Genomic DNA, 23,332 nt, shown 5'->3' with positions numbered 1-23,332 from the left:
TCTAGCCTTTCTGAGCTGCTTTGGCATCCAAAGCCTCTTGCTTGGCCTGCTCAGCACGCTTACGGCGGATCTCTTTGGGATCAGCGAGCAGCGGGCGGTAAATCTCAATTCGGTCACCATCTCGTACCGTCGCATCAAGCTTCACGTTACGACTGTAGACGCCAACCTTATTTTTCTTCAGGTCAATTTCAGGGTATAGCTCCAGCACACCGGACTGCTCTATAATTTCATGCACCTGAGTATCTGGCGTGATCGCCAGTTTGATCACTTTCTGGGCTTGAGGCAATGCATATACCACCTCAACATGAATTAGCGTTTCGTCAGAATTCATAGATTTCTTTAGCTCTTTGGGTAAATGCATTAACCATGTTGTTCGTCAGATCGCGGAACACCTTGCCAAAAGCCGCTTCCACCAAACCATTGGTAAATTCAAAATCCAGCTTCAATTCGACCTTGCAAGCCTCGGCATCAAGCTCGGTAAAATGCCAGCCGCCGACCAGACGTTGAAAAGGTCCCTCGACCAGCTGCATGTCAATCTTATTGACTCCGACCAATTGATTTCGAGTGACAAAGGTTTTTTTAATTCCAGCTTTGGAAACATCGACAGATGCCATCATATGCTCATCAGAACTTTCTATGATCTTGGTCCCTGAACAACCAGGCAAAAAAGCCGGGTAAGACTCAACATCATTAACAAGTTCAAACATTTTCTTTGCACTAAAAGGTACCAGTGCAGAGCGACTAATCTGAGGCATAGTTTCTCCTTTACCCATCATAAGTGCCTCAACCCACAAGTATTTACATAGATAAACAGCAAAATCTATGAGAAGAGGTTGGCCAATGATACCATTACTCAGCGTACAGCCAAAATCCGTGCAAATTCGTATACATAAAGTTAGCAAATAACTACAACGATTTTCGCACTTCGACCAAGCGATAAATCCGTCGTCTTGGGACTGCAACAGATAGAAACGAGTAATTATGGCCAAGAAGAAACCAAGCAAGCCAGGTAGCAATACCATCGCTAAAAACAAATCTGCCCGTCATGAATTTGCGATTCAAGATGAATTTGAAGCCGGCCTTGAGCTACAAGGTTGGGAAGTGAAAGCCATCCGCTCTGGTAAGGTCAACATTTCTGAGAGCTATGTTTTCCTACGTAATGGCGAAGCATTCATTTCCGGGGTTACCATCACCCCTCTCAACGCTGCTTCAACCCATGTTGTCGCGGATCCAACCCGTACCCGTAAGCTGCTGCTTAACCGTCGTGAGATAGACAAACTGTTAGGAGCGGTCAACCGTGAAGGCCAGACCATAGTGGCACTTTCCATGTATTGGAAGGGTTCATGGGTTAAACTAAAAGTAGGGACAGCTCGTGGTAAGAAGCTGCATGATAAGCGCGCCGACTCCAAACAGAAAGATTGGCAGCGCGACAAGCAGCGTATCATGAAGCAAAGTATGCGCTAAAATAATGCCTTGGCTTGCTAAGTGATGGATTTTTCTCCATAAGCACTCGGCAAGCAGGGTTTTATATTGACGCTAGCCAATTTTCTGATAACATCGATCGAACTCTGGGGCTGATTTAGGATTCGACAGGATCACGAAGGCTTTGGGAGCATGCCGTGGGGCGGTTGGCCACGTAAAAAGCCGCAAAAAAATAGTCGCAAACGACGAAAACTACGCACTAGCAGCTTAATACCCTGCTAAGAGCGCTCCTGCCCTAGCTTCCGCTTGTAAGACGGGGAATTACAGGGGTTCAAACCCAAACAAGATAGCGAGGGAATCTTTGACTAGAGAGATGAACCGCGAAATAGAATTCTGGTATGTATTAGCATAGCGTGTCAATTCGCAGTGTTGGTACGAGAATAAAGATTGACTAAGCATGTAGCGCCTCTGGTTAGACTGGTTTTGGACGCGGGTTCAACTCCCGCCAGCTCCACCAAATCAAAGAAAAAGACGTCTTAGGACGTCTTTTTTCTTTTCTGCAATATCAAAATCAACAACTTATCCGTCTCCTAACGTCTCTTGATGTCATCGACAGCTCCAATTTTTAGTAGTACGCTTAGTAGTACCGACAAAAAGTGAGCAGATTGGTACTACTATGGCAAGGACGACTAAACCACTGACCAACACTGAAATCAAACAGGCTAAGCCCAGGGAAAAAGTTTATAACCTTTCTGATGGACAAGGACTTGCACTGCGAGTAAAGCCTAACGGCTCCAAGCTATGGCTATTTGATTACTACCGTCCCCACACCAAAAAACGTACCAGCCTGAGTTTTGGCGTATACCCGACGCTCTCTCTCGCAGAAGCTAGAGCCCAACGAGATGAAGCCCGAAAACTCCTTACTCAAAACATCGATCCTAAAGAACACAAAGCAGAGAAAGCCTCAGCTCAAGCAGCAAAGCATAGAACAACGCTTGAAGTCGTCGCCAAAGACTGGTTTGTGCTGAAAAAGAAAAAAGTAACACCCGACTATGCTGACGACATCTGGAGCTCATTAAAACTGCACATCTTCCCTACTCTGGGGACCATCCCAATTCATGATTTACGCCCACAGCACGCTATTGATGCCATGAAGCCTTTAGCTCACAAAGGCAACTTAGAGACCATTAAACGGCTATCACAGCGTTTAAACGAAATCATGACTTATGCCGTTAATACTGGTTTAGTAGATGCTAACCGCTTGATAGGCATTAAAGCAGCTTTTGAAGCTCCGAAGAAAAAGCATATGCCAACACTAAGGCCGGAGGAGCTTCCGGATCTTATGGTGGCCATCAACAATGCCAGCATAAAGCGCACAACTCGTTGCCTTATTGAGTGGCAGCTACATACGATGGTTCGTCCGAGTGAAGCGTCAGGAACTCGATGGAAAGAAATCGACTTCAACAATGCTTTATGGGTTATCCCTGCTACGAGAATGAAGAAACGTAAAGAGCATGCCGTACCGTTAACCCAACAGGCGTTAGCACTACTGGAAGTCATGAAACCGATTAGCTCTCATCGTGAATTCATCTTCCCATCTGATAGAAACCCACAAACTCATACCCATGACCAAACCGCTAACATGGCGCTAAAACGTATGGGCTTTGGTGGTCGCCTGGTGTCCCATGGACTAAGAGCGCTGGCAAGTACCACTCTCAATGAGCAAGGTTTCGATTCTGATGTGATTGAAGCAGCCTTAGCTCACTGTGACAAAAATGAAGTTCGCCGCGCCTACAACCGCGCAGACTACCTAGAAAGGCGAAAAAAAATAATGGAATGGTGGAGCAATCACATTAATGAAGCTGCTACTGGGAACTTTAGTCTAACTGCACCGAAGACACTTCTTTCTATTGTTAATTCTAATTAAAAGCACATACCCCCCAGGGCAAACGCATGAACGTCACAAAGATCATTGTCATCAAATGGTTACATCTGAACTAAAAAGTTCACTTTAATTGTAACATGCTGATTAAGCGATATTTTTAATTTTTCGTGCGTTCGCCCTGACATACCCCCCCTTTTTTAAGCAAGTGGGATAATTTACCCCGCTTGCTATTAAATATCTAAGTCACCCATGTCATCTTCAAAGGTCGAAATGAAATCAAAGATTTTCTCAGAAATCCGCTCAAATACCTTCTTACGTTGTAACAGCTTTGGTTTTTCATCCATAGCATCAAAGACTGTATCGCGTAATGGCATCTTTCCTGAGAACAGATAAGCGCTGATCATCTGCTTTAAAGCATCAATTTTCAATTTCTCTTCAGTACAAAGAGTATTAATTGCTGATTCCTTTTCCGCATCCCAGTAAATAGCAAATTCTTTCTGTATTGACTGAGAGGGCTTAAGAGTAGGCATGTACTCTTCAATAAATTTTTGAATTAATGTTCGCTTACTACGCAATTGACTTTCTTGCTGCAGCATATCGGTAATCACTCGGCGTTTCTCTTCTCCTTGAGCTTTAATTTGCTCATCACCAGATTGTGATTCCTGATAAGCTTGAGCTAGCAATTCAAGAATATAAGCCACATTGATTTTATCTTTGTGGATTAGCTCCAACTCAAAATCAACATCGTTAAGAATAGAATCGCCACCGTCACCGTTGTCTTCTGAGCGAGTTTTCTCGTAAAGATCAAGGTACTTACTTTTATAATTGCTAAAAGTATCGTCATCCATGAGCAGATCATCAAAAACAAACTCAGTAAAGCATTTCAATACGTTGAGCGTTCGCATTAGTGCCCTAAAAGCTTGGATAAAGCGCACTTGATCTTTTTCACTCAACAATTTGTCGACATCAGCAGGCGTTGGTGTAATTAGCTCGAGTTCTTTGACTTCCTTATTAAATTTATCAACATAAGTATCATAAGGGTCCATTAAAACCACTTCTGATGCATTTTTGTTTGAAAATAGCGCAATGGCTTCATCTGTTTTTGGCTTTAAATTCCTGAAACAAATGATATTTCCTTGTGACTTAAGCTCACCTAAAATACGATTGGTACGTGAAAAAGCCTGGATTAAACCATGGTGCTTTAAGTTTTTGTCAACATAAAGGGTGTTCAATTTCTTAGCATCAAAGCCCGTTAAAAACATGTTTACAACCAGCAAGATATCGGCACGATCTTCATCTTTAAATGATTTCTTATCACGCTCTTTCATTCGCTTGGCGATATCTTTGTAATAGGTATAAAAGCCTTTGCTATCTTTGGCACTATGATTGGTTTTGTACATCTTGTTGTAGTCGTCGATGTAACTTTCCAATTTATCCCGACTATGCATATTTTCTGGTATGTCAAAATCAGGCTCACCGATCAAGCCATCAGCTTCAATATCTTCTTCATTAGCGGAATAAGTAAAAATAGTGACGACTCGAAGATCGTGCTCTCCGGCCTCTTTTTTACGTTTAAACAAATCATAATAAGTGTTCAGTGCATCAACACTGCTAACACACATCATGGAAGAGAACTGCTTGTTATGAGTTTTTCGATTATGATTATGGATAACCCAATCCACAATATTGTTTATTCTATCTTCACTTTCAAAAAACTCTTTTTTATCAATTGACGCAACGGCTTTATCTTCATCAATCAAACTACCGTCTTTACGCTTTAATTTGCCCCAATACTCGACAGCAAAACGTAAAACGTTTTGATCCCCAATGGCATGTGGTAACAAGTAACTGTGCAATCGCTCACCAAAAAGGTCTTTAGTGGTGCGCTTTCCGTGTTCATTTTTAGTGGCATTGTCTTCTAATATCGGGGTACCCGTAAAGCCAAACATTTGAGCTTTATTGAAAAAAGCACAGATATTTTTATGGGTTGTACCGAACTGGGATCGATGGCATTCATCAAAAATAAAGATCACAGGCTGATTTTTTAGCGTCTCGATTTCACCATATCGCTCATTAGTGATGGCGTTATTAAGTTTCTGAATAGTGGTGACAATCAATCGGTTATTGCCTGACATTTGTTGAACGAGAGAGCGAGTGTTCTTAGTTTCGTCGACACAACCTTCGCTAAAGTAGTTAAACTCTAGTGCCGTTTGATAATCGAGGTCGGCACGGTCTACAACAAACATCACTTTGGCGACTTTTTCTTCCGGTAACTCACAAATAAGTTGCGCAGTCTTAAAACTCGTCAGTGTTTTTCCGGAACCCGTGGTATGCCAAATATACCCGTTTTGGTCGCTAGTTTTTACTTTTTCATAAATCGCTTCAGCAGCATAAAACTGATACGGGCGCAGCGCCATTAGAATCTTATCTGATTGGTGCAACACAATGTATTTACAAATCATTTTAGAAAGGTGGCACTTTTCTAAAAAGATTTCGGCAAACAACTCTAGTTCGTTAATTTGCTCATTGTCCATCGTCGACCAGGTAAAAGTCTGCTTAAAGTCTTGATGGCGATTGTTGGCGTAATACTTAGTATTGGCGCCATTTGATATCACAAACAGTTGTACGAACTGAAATAAGCCGTGTTCGCTCCAAAAAGATTGGCGCTGATAGCGGTTTATCTGGTTAAAGGCTTCTTTGATTTCCATGCCGCGGCGTTTTAGTTCAATTTGAACAAGCGGTAGGCCGTTAATCAATAGCGTGACATCATAACGGTTTTTGTAGGTGCCTTCTTGGCTTATTTGGTGCGTTACTTGGTATTGATTCTGGCACCAATGCTCAGTATTGAGCAAGTTCAAGTAAATCGGTGTGTCGTCATCGCCTGTTATTTGAATTTTTGGCTCGCGTAACAATTCCGCTTTATCAAAAACAGTACCTTTGTCTAGCTTATTGAGAACACGTGAAAATTCTGTCTCAGATAGCGTCAATTTGTTATGCTTTTCAAGCTGGCGCCTAAGGTTAACTTTTAACTGTTCGGCATTTGTGATGATTACTTTGTCGTAGCCCAGTTCAGTTAGTTGGATTATTAATTGTCGTTCTAATTCTGCTTCTGACTGGCTCATACACACTTCCCTTCATCATCTAGTAATTGATCGTTATATTCTTCGAGTTGTACTAAGTAATCTTCGTAGTAGAGCTCATATAGTGCTTGGCTATATAATAACTTTCCGTTGTAAGGATATTCCTCATCAAGATAATCGTTGAATTCTTCGTTATCATTGTAATTTATCTTATCAAGATCAGCTTCTTCATCGATATCTATTTCACTTATATCTAATCGCTCATAACTTATTCTAAAGAAACTAGCAAGCATGAACCTTAATAATGGTTCCGTCATTTCTAAAACAATACGTGAAAGATCCATGTTGCTTTTTAAGGTCTTTGGTACTGCTTTTCCATGAGAAATATCACCACGTTTATTTCTAAGTGTTGATATAGCTATTGTTAGTGATGTTCCTTTTCTAATAAAGTCCTCTTCTATATTACTCATATCTTCAGCTAATAATTTCAAAGCAGGTTTTACTAAATCTTGAGTATCTTTACTTTTGTTATTAAATTTTTTTTCATACTCAACAGGATCTAACCTTGAAATTATAGTCTTACTAAGACCTTGTATTAACGATGTACAACATTCTATACAAATGTCAGGATGTGGCTCTTGATTTACCACAGCCTTTTCTATAATAGGTAAATAATAATCAAAATCTGGAAAATCTGGCAAATGTTGCTCTATCAGATTTTTTAAGCTATCCATATCATCACCTAAACAAACATCTGTTGAAGTAAACCATATTTGAATTTTTTCATTTCTGAAATTTGTTCTTTTGTCTTGTTTATTTTCTCATCAATAGTTTTTAAGTAATTTGATATTTTTTCTTGTTCTTCTAAAGATGGAATTGGTAACTTTAATTTCACTAAATTCTTATAATAAAGTCGAGTTCTAGTACCACCTAGCTTTTGTTGAATAGCAAACTTTTTAAACTCATTACCTTCGTTTAGCTGTGATTGTAAGTAATAAGGGTCAATCCCGTTTGTTGAAAATACAGGGTATTCTTTACTAATAGCTCCTTTATCACATAAGTTATTTATATTAAATTTAAATGTTAAATCATCACTCATGTGTCGGTAAGTAAAATAACCTCGAGGAACAACTCCATACTCCCCATTGTTATTTAGCTCACGAGATGCATAGTAATCTTTTTGTAAATGAAGCCCTGTTCTTGATGATGTTAGTATAGGGTAATTAGTATCAGATGATGTTCGTTCTTTGTGTAATTGTAAATATTTACCGATTTCATCCTTCTTCCAATCAGGAAAATCTTTCAAATCTTTATTTTTAAAACGGATTTTTTGAGTAAATAATTGTTGCATTACTCCTTTTTTATACTTTATTAGTAGGCTTTTTTTCTTATTCAGCTGTGTGATTTTATCATCAACAGTTGTTAAAAAACTTGAGACTTTTTGTTGCTCTTTGAGTTCTAATGGAATGTAAAGAATTAAATCTTTCACGTCAGAACTATTTATTGCAGGATAATTAGAACCAACAACAAGATTGTTGATCTGCTGTGTTATTCTATTCGTAAATAAAGATTGAAATATGAATTTTGGGTCATACCCATTTTTTGCTTCTATCACAGAAAAACCAGTACTTGCAATACAATCTTTAAACTTTTCTTCGACTAAAGCAAAGTTTTTTAAATTTGGTCGAACTGTAGCAAATAAAATATTTTCTTCATCTATAACTCTACGAGCTCTTGATGGCGAACTTTTGTAATTATAACATTCTAAGTTATCAGATATTCTTTGGTCATTAACGTCTGACAATGAGATATAATAAAACTGATAATCATCATCAGTCTTATTAGTTAATGATTTTTTGTCTATAATAGAAACATCTGATAGAGTGCTTCTTTCCCATCCGTTTTTGAACGTTGGGAATCTCATTTTAGGCTCTAATCGATTAACTTTATTGTTCATGCTATTACCTCAAATGGCGCATCAATACCGAGCTCTTTACAGTATGTAGCAAGAGCTGAATCTATATCTACCATCGCTCTATCTAAATCGATTAGCTGCTTAGTTACATTGTTTAAATCAACCAACTCTTCTTCTTCAAAAGTATCGACGTAGCGCGGAATATTGAGATTATAACCGTTTTCTGCAACTTCGCTTAACGGTGCTAAATAGCTGTATTTCTTTTCAGTTTGGCGTGCCTGATAGCTTGCTAGAATTTTTTTGATATTATCAGATGTTAAGGTGTTTTGGTTCTTACCCTTTTCAAACTCATTGCTGGCATCGATGAACAATATATCATCAGGGTTCTTGCGGCACTTTTTGAAGACCAAAATACAGGTCGGTATACTGGTACCATAAAAAATGTTAGCAGGTAGACCAATTACGGCATCAAGATAATTAAGTTCTTTGATCAGGTGCTCACGAATAGAACCTTCAGTTGAACCACGAAATAACACGCCGTGAGGCAGTACTATCGCCATGGTACCGTTATCAGCAAGTTGATAGATCATATGCTGTACAAAGGCAAAATCGGCTTTAGAAGCAGGTGCTAGTTTACCATATTGGCTAAAGCGGTCGTCGCTAGAAAAACTGGCTTTAGAGCTCCATTTTGCCGAGAACGGCGGGTTGGCGACTATTGCTTCAAAACGGTGTTCTAAGTGTTGGGGGTGTTCTAAGGTATCATCTTGCTTTAGGTTGAAGTTACGGTAATGCACACCATGTAGGATCATGTTCATACGTGCCAAGTTAAACGTTGTTCGGTTCATTTCTTGGCCGTAAAAATCTTCTACTTGGGTTTCTCGTGCTACACGAAGTAGCAAAGAGCCCGAACCACATGTTGGATCGTACACCGATTTGATGTGCGTTTTACCTGTAGTAACAAGCCTCGAAAGTACTGTTGATACTGATTGTGGGGTGTAAAATTCACCTGCTTTTTTACCTGCACCACTGGCAAATTGACCAATCAAATACTCATAAGCATCCCCCAACACATCACTGTTACTATCATGGATGGCAAAGTCGATTTTATCTAAGTGTTCCAAGATCTTAGCAATGAGTTCATTTTTTGCTTTTTCGGTTTTACCTAGTTTGGTTGAAGTAAGGTCCAAATCTTCGAACAGATGCTCGAAATCTTCTTCGCTATCGGTCCCCATGGTTGAGCGCTCGATGTTACGAAGTACTTTTGTGAGGTCCTCTAAGATAAACTCACGCGGTCTTTCACCACGTTCAGATCCTCGTTCAGCAATACGATGAAACAATTCATTCGGCTTAAGGAAATAGCCTAGTTTGTTAAGTGTTTCTTCTTGCAGTGCTTCTAAATAGTCTTGATGGTCTTCGTCGTTCTCATTCAGATCAGTAAAGCAGATGCTTTCACCGCTATCCTTCAAGATGCTATTAGCATAATCAGTAATACATTCTGATAGGTATTTATAGAAGATAAAGCCTAAGCAGTAATCACGAAACTCATCGGCATTCATTTTTCCGCGCAGTTCATCGGCTATCTTCCAGAGTTGTTGTTCTAGTTTCTGTTTTTGATCTTGAGTCATGCAACTTACTTCTTAAGCTTATTCGGTTCAATTGCTGCTGATTCTATTGCATTACGTGTCAATTATGTATGCGTAACAGCAGGAAATGATAAAAAACTTGCATCGTGTGTATCGGTGTGTATATAATGTTACCACTGATTAGAGAGTAGTGCAGTAGTTTTTTGTACGACCTAAAACAGAGTGCATTGAATAGACTTTCAAAGCGTAATGTTTGGGATAAGGCTCAAGTGTTTGAGTAGACGGTATAAAAATTTACTAATTCACACTACAGGAGGCGCTATGCGTTCATCAGATCTAATCAGAGACCTAAAAGAAATTGGTTGTACCTTGCATCGTCAAGGTAAGGGGAGCCACCAAATTTGGTACTCTCCAGTTACAGGGCAGAAATTTCCAGTGCCTCACCCTAAACAACATCTTCCAGTTGGCACCGTAAGGTCTATCAAAAAGTCGGCAGGGCTCCTCTAAGGAGGAGCACTGTCGCAACCTTTGGAGGGTTAATTATGTTATTTTCAATTGGTGTAGAAGTCCCAAAAGGTGACGATGATGCATTTGGTTTAATCGTCCCAGCCCTTTGTAATGGTGGATACGGCTGTTTCAGTGCTGCTGATAGCGAGCAAGAGATCGTTGCAATGGCCACCGAAGCCATCACAATGATGGTTGAAGAAATGCTAGAAGACGGTGTATCTCTTTCAGCTCTTAAAGACAAAGGCGTGCTGACTTATCAAAAAGATGAAGAATACGCCTATTGCGATACTTGGCTAATGTTAGATGTCGATATCTCTAAATTTGAAGGTAAACCAAAGCGGATAAACATCAGCTTGCCAGATGTGCTCATCCAGCGTATTGATGATCATGTTAAGCATTCTTCAGGTCGCTACAAAGACCGCAGTGATTTTCTTGCCACAGCTGCGAGACATGAAATGCAGCTATAGAAAGCTTCCATTGGAAGCTTTCTGACTATCCTTCAAAAAATTCTTCGTCTATTTTCTTCAGGTGTAATATTTGCTCGTCACGGCTTCCAATGTTGTATCGCAGCATCAGCTTTGCAAGCTCTTTCCCGTTGATAAGCACGATTCGTATACCAAGATCTTTCGCTGTTCGCATTGCTGATGCAGTAAAATCTGAGGTGGTAATGAAAATGCCTTTGTGAGCTTTTTTCAAGTTCAGTGCACCAAAGAAATCCCTGATATCACTTGCTCCAACATTGTTGCCATCAGCGTACCGTTTAGCTTAACTTCTTCATCATTTGCTAATTCCAGCACAGGCTTCATAAGCTCTTGATAACTTGGGATCACACCACTTTCCTAGCACAAATCAATACTCAATCGCTAGAATATACACGAAGATTTATTGACTTACCTTGTATACATTAAAAAAAACAGCAACTTATGGTGTAACGAAAAGCATCGTCCTTATTTTAGGACGATGCTTTGAAGTAAATACAGTATCAAGCTATGAATGTTCTGGGGCGTGGTTGAATAGCGCTAGTACAGATTGAGAACGCCAATGAGCTGCGATTTCAAAACATGACTTTCGTTGATTATTCTGAGGGTTAAAACAAGAGTCGTTAATATCACCACCAGCCTTAGCCATTAAGTAAAAAAGCTCGGCTTCATCCAGTTCTGCCGCAAGCATCAATGGAGTATAACCATGTAGTGCCGTATCGTGTTTTGCATTCGGATTAGCACCTATTTCTATCAGGTATTTTGCTATCTCACGAAGTCCATCGATAGTGGTAAGGTTGCGTATGTTACGTCCTATATACTCCCGTCCAAAGTCCTCACAAGCACTAAAAATGGGGGCCTCTTGATTAGATGCTATTACCTTTTTCAACTGCTCTTTATCATGTGGAACAAGGCCTGCGGCATGAGCCATGTAAGATTGTAGGTTTTGATCACTATATTTGTTTGATTCGGCAAGCATGGATGGGATTGATGGCCGTTTATGGTGGCTCATTAACCCCATACATGTAAACAAGGGCGTTTCTGCTCCAATATCATGTCGTTGGTCAACCTTTGCTCCCAAATCAACGACTGCTTTCACTACATCAAGTCGTCCTGTTTGAACGGCACAACCTAGCGCTGTCAATTTACGTTTGGTTGTTATCAAGTTCACTGTTTTTTCTTTATGTGGCTTAGATGCAATGACTTTCAACATCCCATCTTGCATTGAATTCAATGGAAGCAAGTTTACTTGCATCGCTTGCACTGCCATTAACAAAGCACTTTCATCAGATTTAGACACTTTATTGACATCAGCACCGACTTCAATGAGTGCATTAACTGCCGACTCATCGCCATTCATCGCAAAATAAACCAGTTGAGGCATTCGCTTTACCATCAAGCCTTTCTCTCCGACAGAAAGCATCTTGTTGGGATTGTTTACATTTACCTTGTATTTGGTTTCATCCACCAGCCATGCACCGTAACGCGGGCCATAAAACTCTGGATAGTCCGCCCCAGGAAAGAAAGACTCTTTGGTGAAGTAAGATTCAAAATAGCGGGCATAAGCACTCACTTCCCACTCCTCGACCAACTCTGGCTTTCTCTTGGTTTGATCTGAGGAAAGGCTTGGCAAAATCTCTAATTCAAAAACTGCTGCCATACTGCGTAATCTATTGATAAAAGACTTATCTGGTTTTTGAAGGCGTGAGGAGACTAACGTAGCTTCTTTAATAATGCATGCTATGTTCTCACCTGAACGATATATCGACTGCTCATAGGCAAGCTTATAACTCTCTAATGCCGCATCTAATTCACCACGATGGAGGTGATAACGAGCTTTCATCCAATGATAGTAATAGGTGGTTTCTTTGTGTTTATCAGATTCACTCTGGAAACGATTCAATTGCTCTAGCAATACCTGGCATCTCTGTTCATCATCGTGAGATTTTGTTTTCCTTAACCTCATCCGGTCATAAAGCTCCAATGCTATAGATGCTGATGCCTGATACTGCTCACTGTCTTCACGCTGTAGTCGCTGAAGTGACTCAACGAATGAGTTGAACTGCTCCTCTACATCCATGGAGCGAATAATATCTAGATCACAGATTCCGGATCGATAAAAGAAGTGATCCCAAATGCGAGCAGCTACAAGCCTTGCTTTAATTACCCCCCAATCTCGTTCATCGGTCCATGCTTTACCAATAGCTGCAATTCCGGTGATATCAGGTAACTCACAATACTCCCCTTTTACCCATATTCGGTACTTATCTTTCTGCTCTTTTTTTTCCGTCTCGTAATACTTTAGCCAAGTTGATGAGTTCTTAAATTTGTCAAATACAAACTGCATCGCGGTTTGACCACTATTCGCCAATTGTTCTGGCGTAGTACGCATCCCCTCAAACATTTCATGGCACACGAAAGCAACGGCCATTGAAATATAGTGACTATTAATAAGCTTCTGAGCTTTCTCTGCATTGACACCATCTAGTGGAACTTTCTGAACAATATCGAGGTACTGTTTAAAAACGGTCTCCAGCTGCTCCATGACATGGTCCGCGAAGTACACGTTGACATACTTACTTAACGGTTGGTGAATCAACTGCTTTTTTAATTCTTGCAACTGATGTGGGTTAATCTCAACATGTTTACACACATTGTCGATCTCTTTTGCTGCAAACATTTTCGTCCCAAGCGCTTTGGCAAACTCTCGTAAGAGACTCTGTATAGTGATGTATGGCGTTTCTATCTTTGTCATCTTGGCCTAGCTAACCTTTTTATATCTTTCAAAAAATTCTTATAAGCTCGTCGATCACTCGGGGTACTTGGCACAGTGATCCTTTGTCCTTCCGGAGAGCGTAATTTCCCATGCTTTCGCCCAGGCATATAGGTCCAATCATTCCGGACTAACATCAATACAAGCTTTTGAATATCCTTATTATTACTAAACTTCCTCATGGTAAAAATGGGCTCAAAATCCCATTTCTCGCATTTGCTAGTTTTGGCTATTCTTTGCAGCAGCACTTTGAGCTCTTGCAGCAAACCCACCTTTAGCCACTTGACCGCCGTTTGCTTTTGCTTCCGCACTTTGAATACGTTTTGCGGCATTTGGCGTCATTGGAGATTTTGATTTAGACATACTGATTTCCTTTGGTTGTTTAAATGACACCTAAAGGGTAAACCGCATCTCATTACTCGTCTGCAAGGCAAATGGATGAAAAATTTTAGTTTTAATTTCACTGGGTATTTTCTATTTATTTTCAGATATATATCACCTTAGTGCATACCAACATCAATCCATTTCCAGGAGTTCACTATGCACGAAAACAACTACTTTTTTGACGGTCCTGTGACAGCTGACAGGGTGCTCGACGCGGCCGCAGAAATCCTTGCAGCACGCGGCTTCAGAGGTGATCAATATTGTAATCCGAATGCGACAAAAGACTTCTTATCTTGCAAATTAGGTAGCTATGAGCGAGAGGTTTTTGCAGTGATGTTATTGGACAATCAACATCATATGCTTGAGTTCAAAGAGCTATTCTGGGGTACGATTGATTCAGCCAGTGTTTACCCTAGAGAAGTCGTCAAAGCTGTATTAAATGCTAATGCCGCAGCCGTGATTTTTGCTCATAATCACCCTTCCGGTGATGCCGAACCTTCACAGGCAGATCGACGAATCACGAAACGCTTACAAGATGCACTTGCTCTGATTGATGTTCGCGTTTTAGATCATATTGTTGTGGGGAAAGAGCCAGTATCATTTGCTGAGCGGGGGTATCTATGACCTATCAATTACTCCACCCACCATATCTAAAAATTGCACCAGAACTTTCTTCAGTGCTTACACGCCAACTTCATCGCGCCAACCATATAACCACCAAGCTTGCTATTAGCTTCAATCACCAAGCCTATTTTCATACCCGTTTGGGGCCTCATCCAACAGAAGTTCAACTGGAACGAAAACCGAAAGACAATCTCTGGCACTTATGCTTAATCGCAAGCTTTGCTTATGAAGAGCCGACATCAAGCAACCTTGATGTTGAGCTGTTATTCGACAGTATCAAGAAGCAATTCTACCAACCTGATATTGGCTACTGTGAGATAGAGCAACCAAAAGTCCAACTGCTCTTTCAAGCCTGGCAAAGCGCTTTCCTTTCTCATCTCAATAATCATCAATTCGATGAAATCAACCTCACCATCATGAAGTACCACATAGACACCACAGATAACGCACTTTGTATTAAACCGTAAGGAGATAATCCATGGCCGCTATAAATCCAGTTATTGAGTTCACCCCATACGCCCTATCCGTTTCAGAAAAACTACATACACTGATTACTCAAGAGCTAACAAAAGAAGGAACAGCCACCAGCTCACACATTACCTTGAATTTTAGAGATTCAAGCTATAGTGCTGAGAATGGTGGCTTTCATCCTGTCGAGATCGGTTTACAAAGGAACGGCGATGGTCATTTCGATATTCTCTACATCACCGATTTTGCCTTTATGGGTAACTATTACCCTGAGCTGGAACGTAGTCTGGATTTCGACTTTGGTAATCAAGTCGCGTTTACCGTTGCAACTGGTTGGCAAAGCATCCAATCACCCGGTATAGATGACCTATACCAATTGTGGGAGCGTAACTTTATCAGTTATGTGAACATGGGAGCCTTTGATGAAGTACAAATTAGTCCTCAGTAACTCCCGTCAATCATTCCTTTTTTGATAATTCGCAACAACTCCACCTATATCACTAAGACACTTGTTCACCAACCCATATTCCTAAGAGAAAGACTAGCAAGCAATACTGTCTGAGCTAGATGAACTCGCATAACCTGATTCCTGTTCATCGCGCTCAGCAATCCTCTCTAAAATCCACTCCTGCACTTCACTCTCAACCCATGCAACAGCTCGATCGCCTAACGACACCGATTTAGGGAATCGACCAACTGCCATTAATTTGTACACGCTGGCACGGCTAACACCCGTCATCTCAGTTACTTCTTTTTGTCGAATTAGTTTCATTTTTCATTCCTCATGAATTGTTCTTCATAAGGAGTTCCCTTTCTGTAATTTTTACGCGCTCGATTCTTGAGCTATACATTCACCCTAAGGAAAATCACATGAACCCGCATGACAACCTATTACACATCATCGCTCAAGCCGTTGAACAAGCCTCCCTAAGTAACCAAGCACGTACAGTACTGCTGCGTAACCTAGAGCACCTTAAAAACACACAACTCAATCTATTGATCACTGGTGCTACTGGAGCTGGTAAAAGCAGCACGATTAACGCTTTGTTCGATATGTCGATGGCTAAAGTAGGAACCGGATGCGATCCTCAAACATCAGCAATCACGAATTACACCTTGAACAACATGGTGCTATGGGACAGTCCGGGATTAGGCGATGGGATAAAACAAGATCGCCAACATGCATCCGCGATTAAGCACAAATTACAGGAGACGAACTTAGTAGGCGATCTAGTGATTGATTTGGTTCTCGTCATTATCGATGGCAGTACAAGAGATTTAGGGACGACAACCAAACTCATTAATGATGTGGTTATTCCTAATCTTGGCCAACACCCAGAACAACGGTTACTTGTTGCCATTAATCAAGCCGACGTAGCACTCAAAGGGCCTCATGCTTGGGATCACCAGCACAATCGCCCCACACCACAAGCTGAACGCTTTCTTGATGAAAAGGTGTCATCAGTACAAGCGCGCATCAAAGAAGCCACAGGCGTCAATATTGCCCCTATCTACTACGTTGCTGGCTATACCGACGGCCAGGAGAAACAACGTCCATACAACCTCTCCAAGCTGCTGTTTTTAATCGTTGAACACTTACCAAAAAATAAAAGGGTAATCCTTGCCGATAGAACCCTATCGACGGAGAAAACCCACTGGTGCGATGACGATAAGCATATCGACTACAACAAAAAAACACGCGAGAGCTTTTGGGAAGCAATCGTTGACTCCACAACCAAAGGTGCAGATATCGGTGAAGAAGTAGGCATGCTATTCGGCACTGCTGGAGAAAAAGTGGGGAGATTTGTCGGCGGCATGGTTGGTGCCATATCTGGAGGGCTAAAGTACCTATTTGGCTTCTGAAGGTTAAAGCAATACCAGTTGTTCACATTGACAAGAAATCCGCTCTAAGGCTCATACAGTGCGCCTATGCCCACCATGTCACAACTAACATTCCCCATATTTCCACCGCTCAATAATCATTGTTATTTAAAATCAGATAAATAGGACATACACATGCGACAATTCATCATAGCCTCTGCCGCTCTCCTGTTATTCACAAGTACAGCAAATGCGGAAGGCTTTAAAGTCGAATTCAAAGACATCAATACGCAATGGGGTACAAAGACAAAGTTATTTGTTACTTCATTGTTCGATTCCGCAACAATCTACAAAGTTGATGTTAACCGTGGTAACTGTCAACTTGCTTGGCCAGAGATGCCAAAAGTAAGTACCAATATAAATAAATACAGTCAATCCGACGAGTTACTAAAGAACTTAAGCAATCCTGATTATAAAAAGAAACAGGTAAAGTCGAATCCCAATGGTGTTGTATGGCACGCTTATGAACCGGTAGATTTACAATATGGCCAATCTACAGGGTATGTTACGACCACCAAATGTCGAATCCATGAAATCGTTATATCATCCAGTGAAGGGGATTATAGATACACTGCTGAATAAATGAATGAATCAGAAAGGCCGAATTGGCCTTTCATTTTTATAAGTTTATATACCTAATTACTTTCGGCTACTACCGAAATTTTTCTTTCCTGTACCATAGTGTTTAGTATTTTCCTTCGCAAAGTAACTAAGCCGATAAAACAACTCTTCGTAACAATCTTGAAAATCAGACTTGTATTTGTTGACTATATAAATAGGGTTATTAGGGTAATGAACCGTTCCATCCACATCACACATAGGAATACTCAACGCACTTGCCCATGCTTGCTGAATCCTTGCAGCCATATTGCCGTGATTTTTAGTAAACCAACCTAGTTGATTATAGATATTCCCGTTCACCAATAGCACCACATGATAATGCGGTCTTTCTGATGATTTCTGCTCTTTCACCCAAACAAAACGAGGAATACATCTGCCTGACTTTCCTTTCCTGTTTAAGTCAGCTGCCAATATTGCTTTAAATGAATCAATAAACCTTGATATATGTTTACTATCCACTATCTGATTATTAGAATCAGCCGGGTAGCGTAAATCAAAACGCATAGCACATGTTTTAGGATGACTGCTAAGAGATAGGTCTAAAGTCTTTTTGATGGCTTGGAGGTAAGATAATTTTAATGGACCACACCCTGTTTGTACTTTCATCCCCTCATAGTGCTCTAGAATTATTTTGGATATATTGCAACATTGATAATTGTTTTGATTAATCATTACGTTCTCCTGATCAGATGATTATCTTCATAGGTAGAACTCTTTTTGTATTTTTGTGTGCCACTAATAAATAGACATTAGCTTACAATAATAATATTACTAATACCGCCGTGTTTTTACCTTTGACTTTAACCCAGCCCCCTTATCACACTGAACTTATTAAGACTAAACATTGTAATAAGTACTCTGGAAAAACATCATTCAGCAATTATCCATTAGCACGGCGAACCAATACTCGCTTACCACTAAAATAATTCCTTATTTGGTAACTATGACTATTATGTTCACATTCACCATTTTCTATTTCCTTAAGGCCAAGATATAAGCTTGATACTAAAGATGAAAAACAATCAGAAATCACATTAATATCTTGATCATCAAAAATATCAGTGCGGTTATAAAATTCTTTAGTTAAAAACACCGTCATCAACTTCCTTATCTTTCTTTTTTCTCTTTCCTCTATAAATAAAACCTCACGATGCGAATATTTGGAAAGCATATGACAAATATATTGCTCAAGCCTATACTGAAAATAGACAATAAAGTTTATATCACTACTCTTTATTGCTAATATTTTCATAAGTACTTCAAACCACATCGGATCATAAACCTCGTGGTGAACATGGTGGCCTACATATCTTACCTTCCTACTACTTTTAAACAAAAACAAGTCATCAACTAACTTACCAACGTCATAGAAATTATCATCATTAATTAACCTTAATGACTCTTCTTTTATAACTGGAGACATAGTAGTTATAAACTTGTTATTCACATCAAGAAAGAAAGCACCTTTTGCTTTACCAAACATATAGTCATGATTTACCCCTGGAACTCTATAGATTATATATCCAAGATTAATCAGTTTCTTAATTTGGCTACGAATTCTTTCTCTCTTCATTCCTGTAAATTTTGAAATATCAGAAACACTAAAGTTATGAACGATACCAAATTTATCAGCATGTGCAAGGAAGAGGCAAAGTAGTAGCTTATGTGAAACATTCAATGCCTTATGATTATCATTGTTAGAGTCTAACACCTCATCAATCATAACCTTGCTATAAGATAAGGGCTGTCTGTATTTTTTTGTTGCTATAAGAGCCTTAACAAGATCATCCGAAAACTGATAGGCCTTTTTTACTTTTCCTTGCCTGATAATAGAAACAAGCCCAGCATCTGATAACGCTATCATGGTAGGTACTACAATCTTTCTAGAGACACCACATATCTTAGCAAGTCGAACAGCACTAACCTCTAACGGATTATCGATATCAAAGCATTTGATCATCTGAACCAGAAGGTACTTTCCTTCTGGAGATAACCCTTTAACGGACAATAAAAGTGACTGTATATACATGCTTAAACCCTAAACTGCTCCTCATACACCCCATATTACTGGCAAATTGAAATAAAAACTTGGACATGGTCCACAGACATAGTCCAACAGAGTGACTTGATCTTAATAAACCTTTACTATCATCGTAAATTATTCATAACTTGAAGCTGTGTATTTGGTATAGATAATGGCTAAAAAACTAAATCATTTTTCATGGAAAAATAGCAATCATCGGCTGTGGTTAAAAAGTTATATACAGAAGAAAAATAACAACCCATCTTTTAGCAAGTACCATCCCCCAATGTTTTTTGGTAGCACCTACAATGAATTAGATAAGGAAAGCTTTGAAAATTTCAAAAATAACCTATCTCAAACAGCTGAGGGACGTGAAATATGGAAGCAACTATATGGTGCTTGGGAGAAAAAGAAGAAAAGAGATAAGAATAAGGAAATTAAATTTTATAGTTTTGAACTTAAGAGCAATGTAAAGAAACAGCTAGATGAGTTATCTAAAGGTTCAACCATAAAGAAAACAATTGAAAATTTAATAAGCAGTGCATACCAAGAAAAACAAATTATTATAAAAAACAGTATAAGTGAAGACTTTTTATTATTAGCAAATATAAACAATAAAGTTTTAGAGACAGAACTATATAAAACAAAAAATACATTAGAGCAATCAAATTTAGATTTAGACAATGCTAAAGTTGAAATTGAAAAACTAAATAATGAAATAAAAAAATTAAAAAGAGAAATACATGACATAAGCTTCAAACCAAAATCAATCGACACTGAACATACAGATTTAAAATTAATAAGAAAGAGAAAAGAAATAATAACAATCACAAGGCCATCAGATAATGAATAGGGCTTGTTTATATTTATCTTACAGAACCCTATTCTAAATTTAAGTCTTCAACAGTCTTATCTAAGTTTTATTTTGCTATTAATCCAAGATTGAACCTCTTCTTCATCCCACCTGACAGCACGATCTCCCACAGGAATCTGCTGTGGAAATCTATTCTCATTAATATATTTATATATAGTAGATCTAGATAAGCCAGTAAGCGCAATCACCTCACGCAGAGTAATTAACTTTATAATTTTTCTTTCCATCTAAAACCCTCTCTGTTTGATTTCTCATCATGATGATATATATCCATTTACTTATTAAGTATGATTCAAACGGAGAAAAATTAAGTTGTAAGTTCACCAATAAAAATGCTGGTGGATAGTGAGAATAACAACAAAACACAAAGATAGATATCTAAACCAACTGATATAAAAACAGTACAAGTTATGATTTCTATATTCAATAAATAAACTCAGGACAACACATATAAAACAGATTGCAATATTTATTAGATTACATACAATCACATACTAAACAGCAAGCATATGCACGATATATAACGAGGAAAACATGATAGCAACTGTTAATGTAAGTAAGAGTGCAATTTTTGAGATGTTGATGGCTGCCTTCGAAGCATATGCAATCAAACATGAAAATAAATCTGAGATCGCCATCGAAACTTTCGCTCACCTATGGGGTTCTTGCAATAAAAGGCTTCCTTTTAAATGCAATATCGAACATGTATCCGTTGAGACATCCGCAGAACGCGAGCAAGACTCAGTAACAACAAGTCGACTTTCTTTAGATTTAAAGAAAGATATTGCTAACGTCTTTGGTGATGGATATCAACATCTCGGCTCCTTCCATACACATCCTTGGCTAAGAGGAGATGGAAGCGAATATGCTGAAAATGCAGACATGATAAGGAAGCATAAACTATTCAATTTTAGTCAAACAGATCATAACTCTGAAATTGGACACCCTACTGTTCAAGTAGGCAAAAGTCGTTTTTCTGTTGCTTTGGTTATCACTATGTTCCCTCTAGAAAAAGCTAATGATCAAAAAGATGGTTATGTCGACAGTGGACTGTATGAGATTTCAATGGGTAACATAAAAATATGGTTTAAAGCTCAAGTTTATAAACACATCGAAAAATACAAGATGACGGACAGTGATATTAAAGAGTTTGAACAATACAATCTAAACATCAATGATTACAAAGATACAGACATTCTTCCTTTGCCTGTTTTCACTAGATTAGAATCTGAGTTTTTGAGTCCTCTTTGCTATGCTTTTAAAGGGTTTGGCCGTATAAAGTTTAACGAAGATGAGCAGTGTTTCTACCATTCAACTGAGTCGGCAGAAAATCGAGAACTATATCGGGCTTAATAAGAGTAAACGTAATAATGCCGAATAATTATCTTAATGAAACAGCATTCGGCATTGTTATACAAAACATGTCGTATCTGCAATTGCTACTTAACTCAAAGATCTTTTTGTATAACTTTCATTCTTAGCAGTATCATTAGCAGTGCTTGAATATCTGAACTGATTGATATCATTTGAAAATCAATGGATTACACAACCAGTTCAGATGACGCCAGCCCACCAAACATACGTATGTTGACGTCTTAGGACGTCCTTAAAAGCCCGCTAGGCCACTGGTTTAGCGGGCTTTTTGCATATTTAGCGTCTAACAGCATCCATTTTCATCTTGCCTCATCAAGCCAGCCTTGTAACACGCTTTGTAACTTATCCGTTTTAGTAACATGCGGCGTGTTACAAAAACAGGTGGAACTGGCATCAAGAAGTTGGAGGCTGTATGCCCAAAGTTGTAAAACCACTCTCTGATACACAAATCCGCCAAGCGAAAACCAAGCAGAAAGAATACAACCTACCGGATGGTCAAGAGCTTCAACTACGAATCAAGCCAAGCGGGCTATAAAATAAATGGCCAGCAAAATGCTAGCCTTCCTACTTTAATTTTCAACTAATTGATATACCGTTCTCTATCAATACACAGATCCTTAACTACTTGGGTCATAGGCATCCCTTCCGCTTTTAAATTCTCAATGTCTTCTCTCGCGGCGGCTCTTATGTTTACCCGCAGCAATATCTTCGTCCTGCCTCTCTTCGATTAGTTCACGTTCCATCTGCGCCACACTCGCTAATATGGATAAGACACCTTTCTGCGCAGCTGACATTTGACCATCAAACCGCATCCCTTCCTTGTGGAACTGTACACTGACGCCTTTGACCGTCATGGCCTCTACAATCTTCACAGCGTCACTGGCACCAGAAAGACACACCCGATCCAATGAGTGGATGTGTAGAACATCCCCATCTTGACAATAGTCTAGGCAAGCCTGAAGCTCTGGTCTCTCCACCGCCCTGGCTGAAAGCTTTTCCTCAAAAACTTTATCAAGATGAATATCTGCCAACTGACGCTCTGTATACCGCTCTATCGTAGAAAACCTGATATACCCAATGTGCTGTATGCTCATAGTCATCCCCTCCCCGACTGTCTCAAAACCTTATAGCACTTTGAATATTAGATGCCTCAAAATATGAAAATAAACCTTTTGATACAAAACACGATACAGTCTCAAAAGGTATACATTTGAGACATCGGTGTTTTTAAATAAGAGCTTATCAATTGCCGTGTACACCAGACAGAATCCCGGAGGTGATGAATTACATATTAGATATGGCAGAGAGTTTTACTCTGCCGGAGAGAAGAGAAAGAAGCTACCCAAGAGCAGTAAAGAAAGGCCTAGTCGCTATGCGACTAGACCTCCCAAAAAGCGTTAAGTTATATTAACTTACATGCATTACACCTTCGGGTGGCC

The 23,332-nt window shown here is 39.4% G+C and carries 25 protein-coding genes, 1 other RNA gene and 2 pseudogenes; 14 read left to right on the top strand and 14 right to left on the bottom strand.

What is annotated here, in order from left to right:
• Position 1: 1 nt before the first annotated feature.
• A complete protein-coding gene (locus tag MD588_RS24605) occupies positions 2 to 331 on the bottom strand; it encodes an RnfH family protein (protein WP_265700544.1) in 330 nt (109 codons plus the stop codon).
• The gene (locus MD588_RS24600; RefSeq protein WP_265700543.1) at positions 321 to 755 is read right to left on the bottom strand and encodes an SRPBCC family protein; all 435 of its coding nucleotides are present in this window, start codon (positions 753 to 755) and stop codon (positions 321 to 323) included. The genes MD588_RS24605 and MD588_RS24600 overlap by 11 nt, the downstream gene beginning before the upstream one ends.
• 226 nt (positions 756 to 981) lie before the next feature.
• On the opposite strand from MD588_RS24600, the gene smpB reads away from it, so the two are divergent.
• The 3 genes from smpB (at position 982) to MD588_RS24585 (ending at position 3,349) form a co-directional block, all read left to right on the top strand.
• Entirely contained in the window at positions 982 to 1,464 is a 483-nt protein-coding gene (gene smpB / locus MD588_RS24595; RefSeq protein WP_265700542.1) for an SsrA-binding protein SmpB, read from the top strand.
• Between the two features lie 106 nt (positions 1,465 to 1,570).
• Positions 1,571 to 1,939, top strand: a transfer-messenger RNA (tmRNA) gene (gene ssrA / locus MD588_RS24590).
• Between the two features lie 159 nt (positions 1,940 to 2,098).
• Positions 2,099 to 3,349, top strand: a complete 1,251-nt coding sequence (locus MD588_RS24585; protein WP_265700540.1) for an integrase domain-containing protein — start codon at positions 2,099 to 2,101, stop codon at positions 3,347 to 3,349.
• 188 nt (positions 3,350 to 3,537) lie between these two features.
• Here MD588_RS24585 and MD588_RS24580 read toward each other — a convergent pair whose 3' ends face one another.
• The 4 genes from MD588_RS24580 to MD588_RS24565 are packed head-to-tail and all read right to left on the bottom strand — an operon-like array spanning position 3,538 to position 9,927.
• A complete protein-coding gene (locus MD588_RS24580; RefSeq protein ID WP_265700539.1) occupies positions 3,538 to 6,429 on the bottom strand; it encodes a type I restriction endonuclease subunit R in 2,892 nt (963 codons plus the stop codon).
• A complete protein-coding gene (locus tag MD588_RS24575; RefSeq protein ID WP_265700538.1) occupies positions 6,426 to 7,121 on the bottom strand; it encodes an abortive infection family protein in 696 nt (231 codons plus the stop codon). The genes MD588_RS24580 and MD588_RS24575 overlap by 4 nt, the downstream gene beginning before the upstream one ends.
• An 8-nt stretch (positions 7,122 to 7,129) precedes the next feature.
• Positions 7,130 to 8,344: a restriction endonuclease subunit S gene (locus MD588_RS24570; RefSeq protein WP_265700537.1), complete on the bottom strand. Its 1,215-nt coding sequence runs from the start codon at positions 8,342 to 8,344 to the stop codon at positions 7,130 to 7,132.
• Positions 8,341 to 9,927 carry a type I restriction-modification system subunit M gene (locus MD588_RS24565; protein WP_265700536.1) on the bottom strand — a complete coding sequence of 529 codons (1,587 nt, stop codon included), beginning with the start codon at positions 9,925 to 9,927 and terminating at the stop codon, positions 8,341 to 8,343. Before MD588_RS24565 ends, MD588_RS24570 begins: the two co-directional genes overlap by 4 nt.
• Before the next feature lie 207 nt (positions 9,928 to 10,134).
• Between MD588_RS24565 and MD588_RS24560 the strand changes: the two genes are divergently transcribed.
• Both MD588_RS24560 and MD588_RS24555 read left to right on the top strand, forming a co-directional pair.
• Positions 10,135 to 10,392 (top strand): type II toxin-antitoxin system HicA family toxin, encoded by a 258-nt coding sequence (locus MD588_RS24560; RefSeq protein WP_322784274.1) that lies wholly within the window; start codon positions 10,135 to 10,137, stop codon positions 10,390 to 10,392.
• A gap of 35 nt (positions 10,393 to 10,427) precedes the next feature.
• Positions 10,428 to 10,859, top strand: a complete 432-nt coding sequence (locus MD588_RS24555; protein WP_265700534.1) for a type II toxin-antitoxin system HicB family antitoxin — start codon at positions 10,428 to 10,430, stop codon at positions 10,857 to 10,859.
• A gap of 25 nt (positions 10,860 to 10,884) precedes the next feature.
• Here the strand turns inward: MD588_RS24555 and MD588_RS24550 are convergent.
• The 3 genes and pseudogenes from MD588_RS24550 to MD588_RS24540 form a co-directional block, all read right to left on the bottom strand.
• A pseudogene (locus MD588_RS24550) lies at positions 10,885 to 11,157 on the bottom strand (restriction endonuclease); the annotation flags it as partial.
• Between the two features lie 222 nt (positions 11,158 to 11,379).
• Complete coding sequence (locus MD588_RS24545) at positions 11,380 to 13,626, bottom strand: ankyrin repeat domain-containing protein (protein ID WP_265700532.1); 2,247 nt, start codon at positions 13,624 to 13,626, stop codon at positions 11,380 to 11,382.
• A gap of 237 nt (positions 13,627 to 13,863) precedes the next feature.
• Positions 13,864 to 14,007 (bottom strand): hypothetical protein, encoded by a 144-nt coding sequence (locus MD588_RS24540; protein WP_140326702.1) that lies wholly within the window; start codon positions 14,005 to 14,007, stop codon positions 13,864 to 13,866.
• 177 nt (positions 14,008 to 14,184) lie between these two features.
• Between MD588_RS24540 and radC the strand changes: the two genes are divergently transcribed.
• Genes radC through MD588_RS24525 form a run of 3 tightly spaced genes read left to right on the top strand, consistent with a single transcriptional unit; the run spans position 14,185 to position 15,568 of the window.
• Positions 14,185 to 14,652, top strand: a complete 468-nt coding sequence (radC, locus tag MD588_RS24535; RefSeq protein ID WP_265700531.1) for a RadC family protein — start codon at positions 14,185 to 14,187, stop codon at positions 14,650 to 14,652.
• Entirely contained in the window at positions 14,649 to 15,119 is a 471-nt protein-coding gene (locus MD588_RS24530; protein WP_265700530.1) for a DUF2787 family protein, read from the top strand. The genes radC and MD588_RS24530 overlap by 4 nt, the downstream gene beginning before the upstream one ends.
• An 11-nt stretch (positions 15,120 to 15,130) precedes the next feature.
• Positions 15,131 to 15,568 (top strand): DUF2787 domain-containing protein, encoded by a 438-nt coding sequence (locus tag MD588_RS24525; protein WP_265700529.1) that lies wholly within the window; start codon positions 15,131 to 15,133, stop codon positions 15,566 to 15,568.
• Between the two features lie 93 nt (positions 15,569 to 15,661).
• On the opposite strand, the gene MD588_RS24520 is transcribed toward MD588_RS24525, so the two are convergent.
• On the bottom strand, positions 15,662 to 15,892 hold the full coding sequence (locus MD588_RS24520) for a helix-turn-helix transcriptional regulator (RefSeq protein ID WP_265700527.1): 231 nt from the start codon (positions 15,890 to 15,892) through the stop codon (positions 15,662 to 15,664).
• 98 nt (positions 15,893 to 15,990) lie between these two features.
• Between MD588_RS24520 and MD588_RS24515 the strand changes: the two genes are divergently transcribed.
• Positions 15,991 to 16,983: a GTPase family protein gene (locus tag MD588_RS24515; protein ID WP_265700526.1), complete on the top strand. Its 993-nt coding sequence runs from the start codon at positions 15,991 to 15,993 to the stop codon at positions 16,981 to 16,983.
• 153 nt (positions 16,984 to 17,136) lie between these two features.
• Complete coding sequence (locus tag MD588_RS24510; protein ID WP_265700524.1) at positions 17,137 to 17,583, top strand: hypothetical protein; 447 nt, start codon at positions 17,137 to 17,139, stop codon at positions 17,581 to 17,583.
• 57 nt (positions 17,584 to 17,640) lie between these two features.
• On the opposite strand, the gene MD588_RS24505 is transcribed toward MD588_RS24510, so the two are convergent.
• A complete protein-coding gene (locus tag MD588_RS24505; protein ID WP_265700523.1) occupies positions 17,641 to 18,294 on the bottom strand; it encodes an inovirus Gp2 family protein in 654 nt (217 codons plus the stop codon).
• A gap of 208 nt (positions 18,295 to 18,502) precedes the next feature.
• On the bottom strand, positions 18,503 to 19,651 hold the full coding sequence (locus tag MD588_RS24500; RefSeq protein ID WP_265700522.1) for a helix-turn-helix domain-containing protein: 1,149 nt from the start codon (positions 19,649 to 19,651) through the stop codon (positions 18,503 to 18,505).
• A 166-nt stretch (positions 19,652 to 19,817) separates the two neighbouring features.
• Here MD588_RS24500 and MD588_RS24495 point away from each other — a divergent pair, with 166 nt between their 5' ends.
• Entirely contained in the window at positions 19,818 to 20,498 is a 681-nt protein-coding gene (locus MD588_RS24495) for a hypothetical protein (RefSeq protein ID WP_265700521.1), read from the top strand.
• A gap of 56 nt (positions 20,499 to 20,554) precedes the next feature.
• Here the strand turns inward: MD588_RS24495 and MD588_RS24490 are convergent, their stop codons facing one another.
• Positions 20,555 to 20,746: a helix-turn-helix transcriptional regulator gene (locus tag MD588_RS24490; protein ID WP_265700519.1), complete on the bottom strand. Its 192-nt coding sequence runs from the start codon at positions 20,744 to 20,746 to the stop codon at positions 20,555 to 20,557.
• A 307-nt stretch (positions 20,747 to 21,053) separates the two neighbouring features.
• Here MD588_RS24490 and MD588_RS24485 point away from each other — a divergent pair, with 307 nt between their 5' ends.
• Positions 21,054 to 21,872 carry a hypothetical protein gene (locus tag MD588_RS24485; protein ID WP_265700518.1) on the top strand — a complete coding sequence of 273 codons (819 nt, stop codon included), beginning with the start codon at positions 21,054 to 21,056 and terminating at the stop codon, positions 21,870 to 21,872.
• Positions 21,873 to 22,305: 433 nt separating this feature from the next.
• Entirely contained in the window at positions 22,306 to 22,428 is a 123-nt protein-coding gene (locus tag MD588_RS24480) for a hypothetical protein (protein ID WP_265700516.1), read from the top strand.
• 124 nt (positions 22,429 to 22,552) lie between these two features.
• Here MD588_RS24480 and MD588_RS24475 read toward each other — a convergent pair whose 3' ends face one another.
• Entirely contained in the window at positions 22,553 to 22,987 is a 435-nt protein-coding gene (locus tag MD588_RS24475) for a recombinase family protein (RefSeq protein WP_265700515.1), read from the bottom strand.
• A gap of 164 nt (positions 22,988 to 23,151) precedes the next feature.
• On the opposite strand from MD588_RS24475, the pseudogene MD588_RS24470 reads away from it, so the two are divergent.
• Positions 23,152 to 23,294 (top strand): annotated as a pseudogene (locus MD588_RS24470) (IS4 family transposase); the annotation flags it as partial.
• Positions 23,295 to 23,332: the final 38 nt, after the last annotated feature.

It is taken from the genome of Photobacterium obscurum (genome assembly GCF_026191635.1).
Lineage (GTDB): Bacteria > Pseudomonadota > Gammaproteobacteria > Enterobacterales > Vibrionaceae > Photobacterium > Photobacterium obscurum.
Note: the sequence above shows the minus strand (reverse complement) of the source record. Positions and strands in the feature narration are given on the sequence as shown.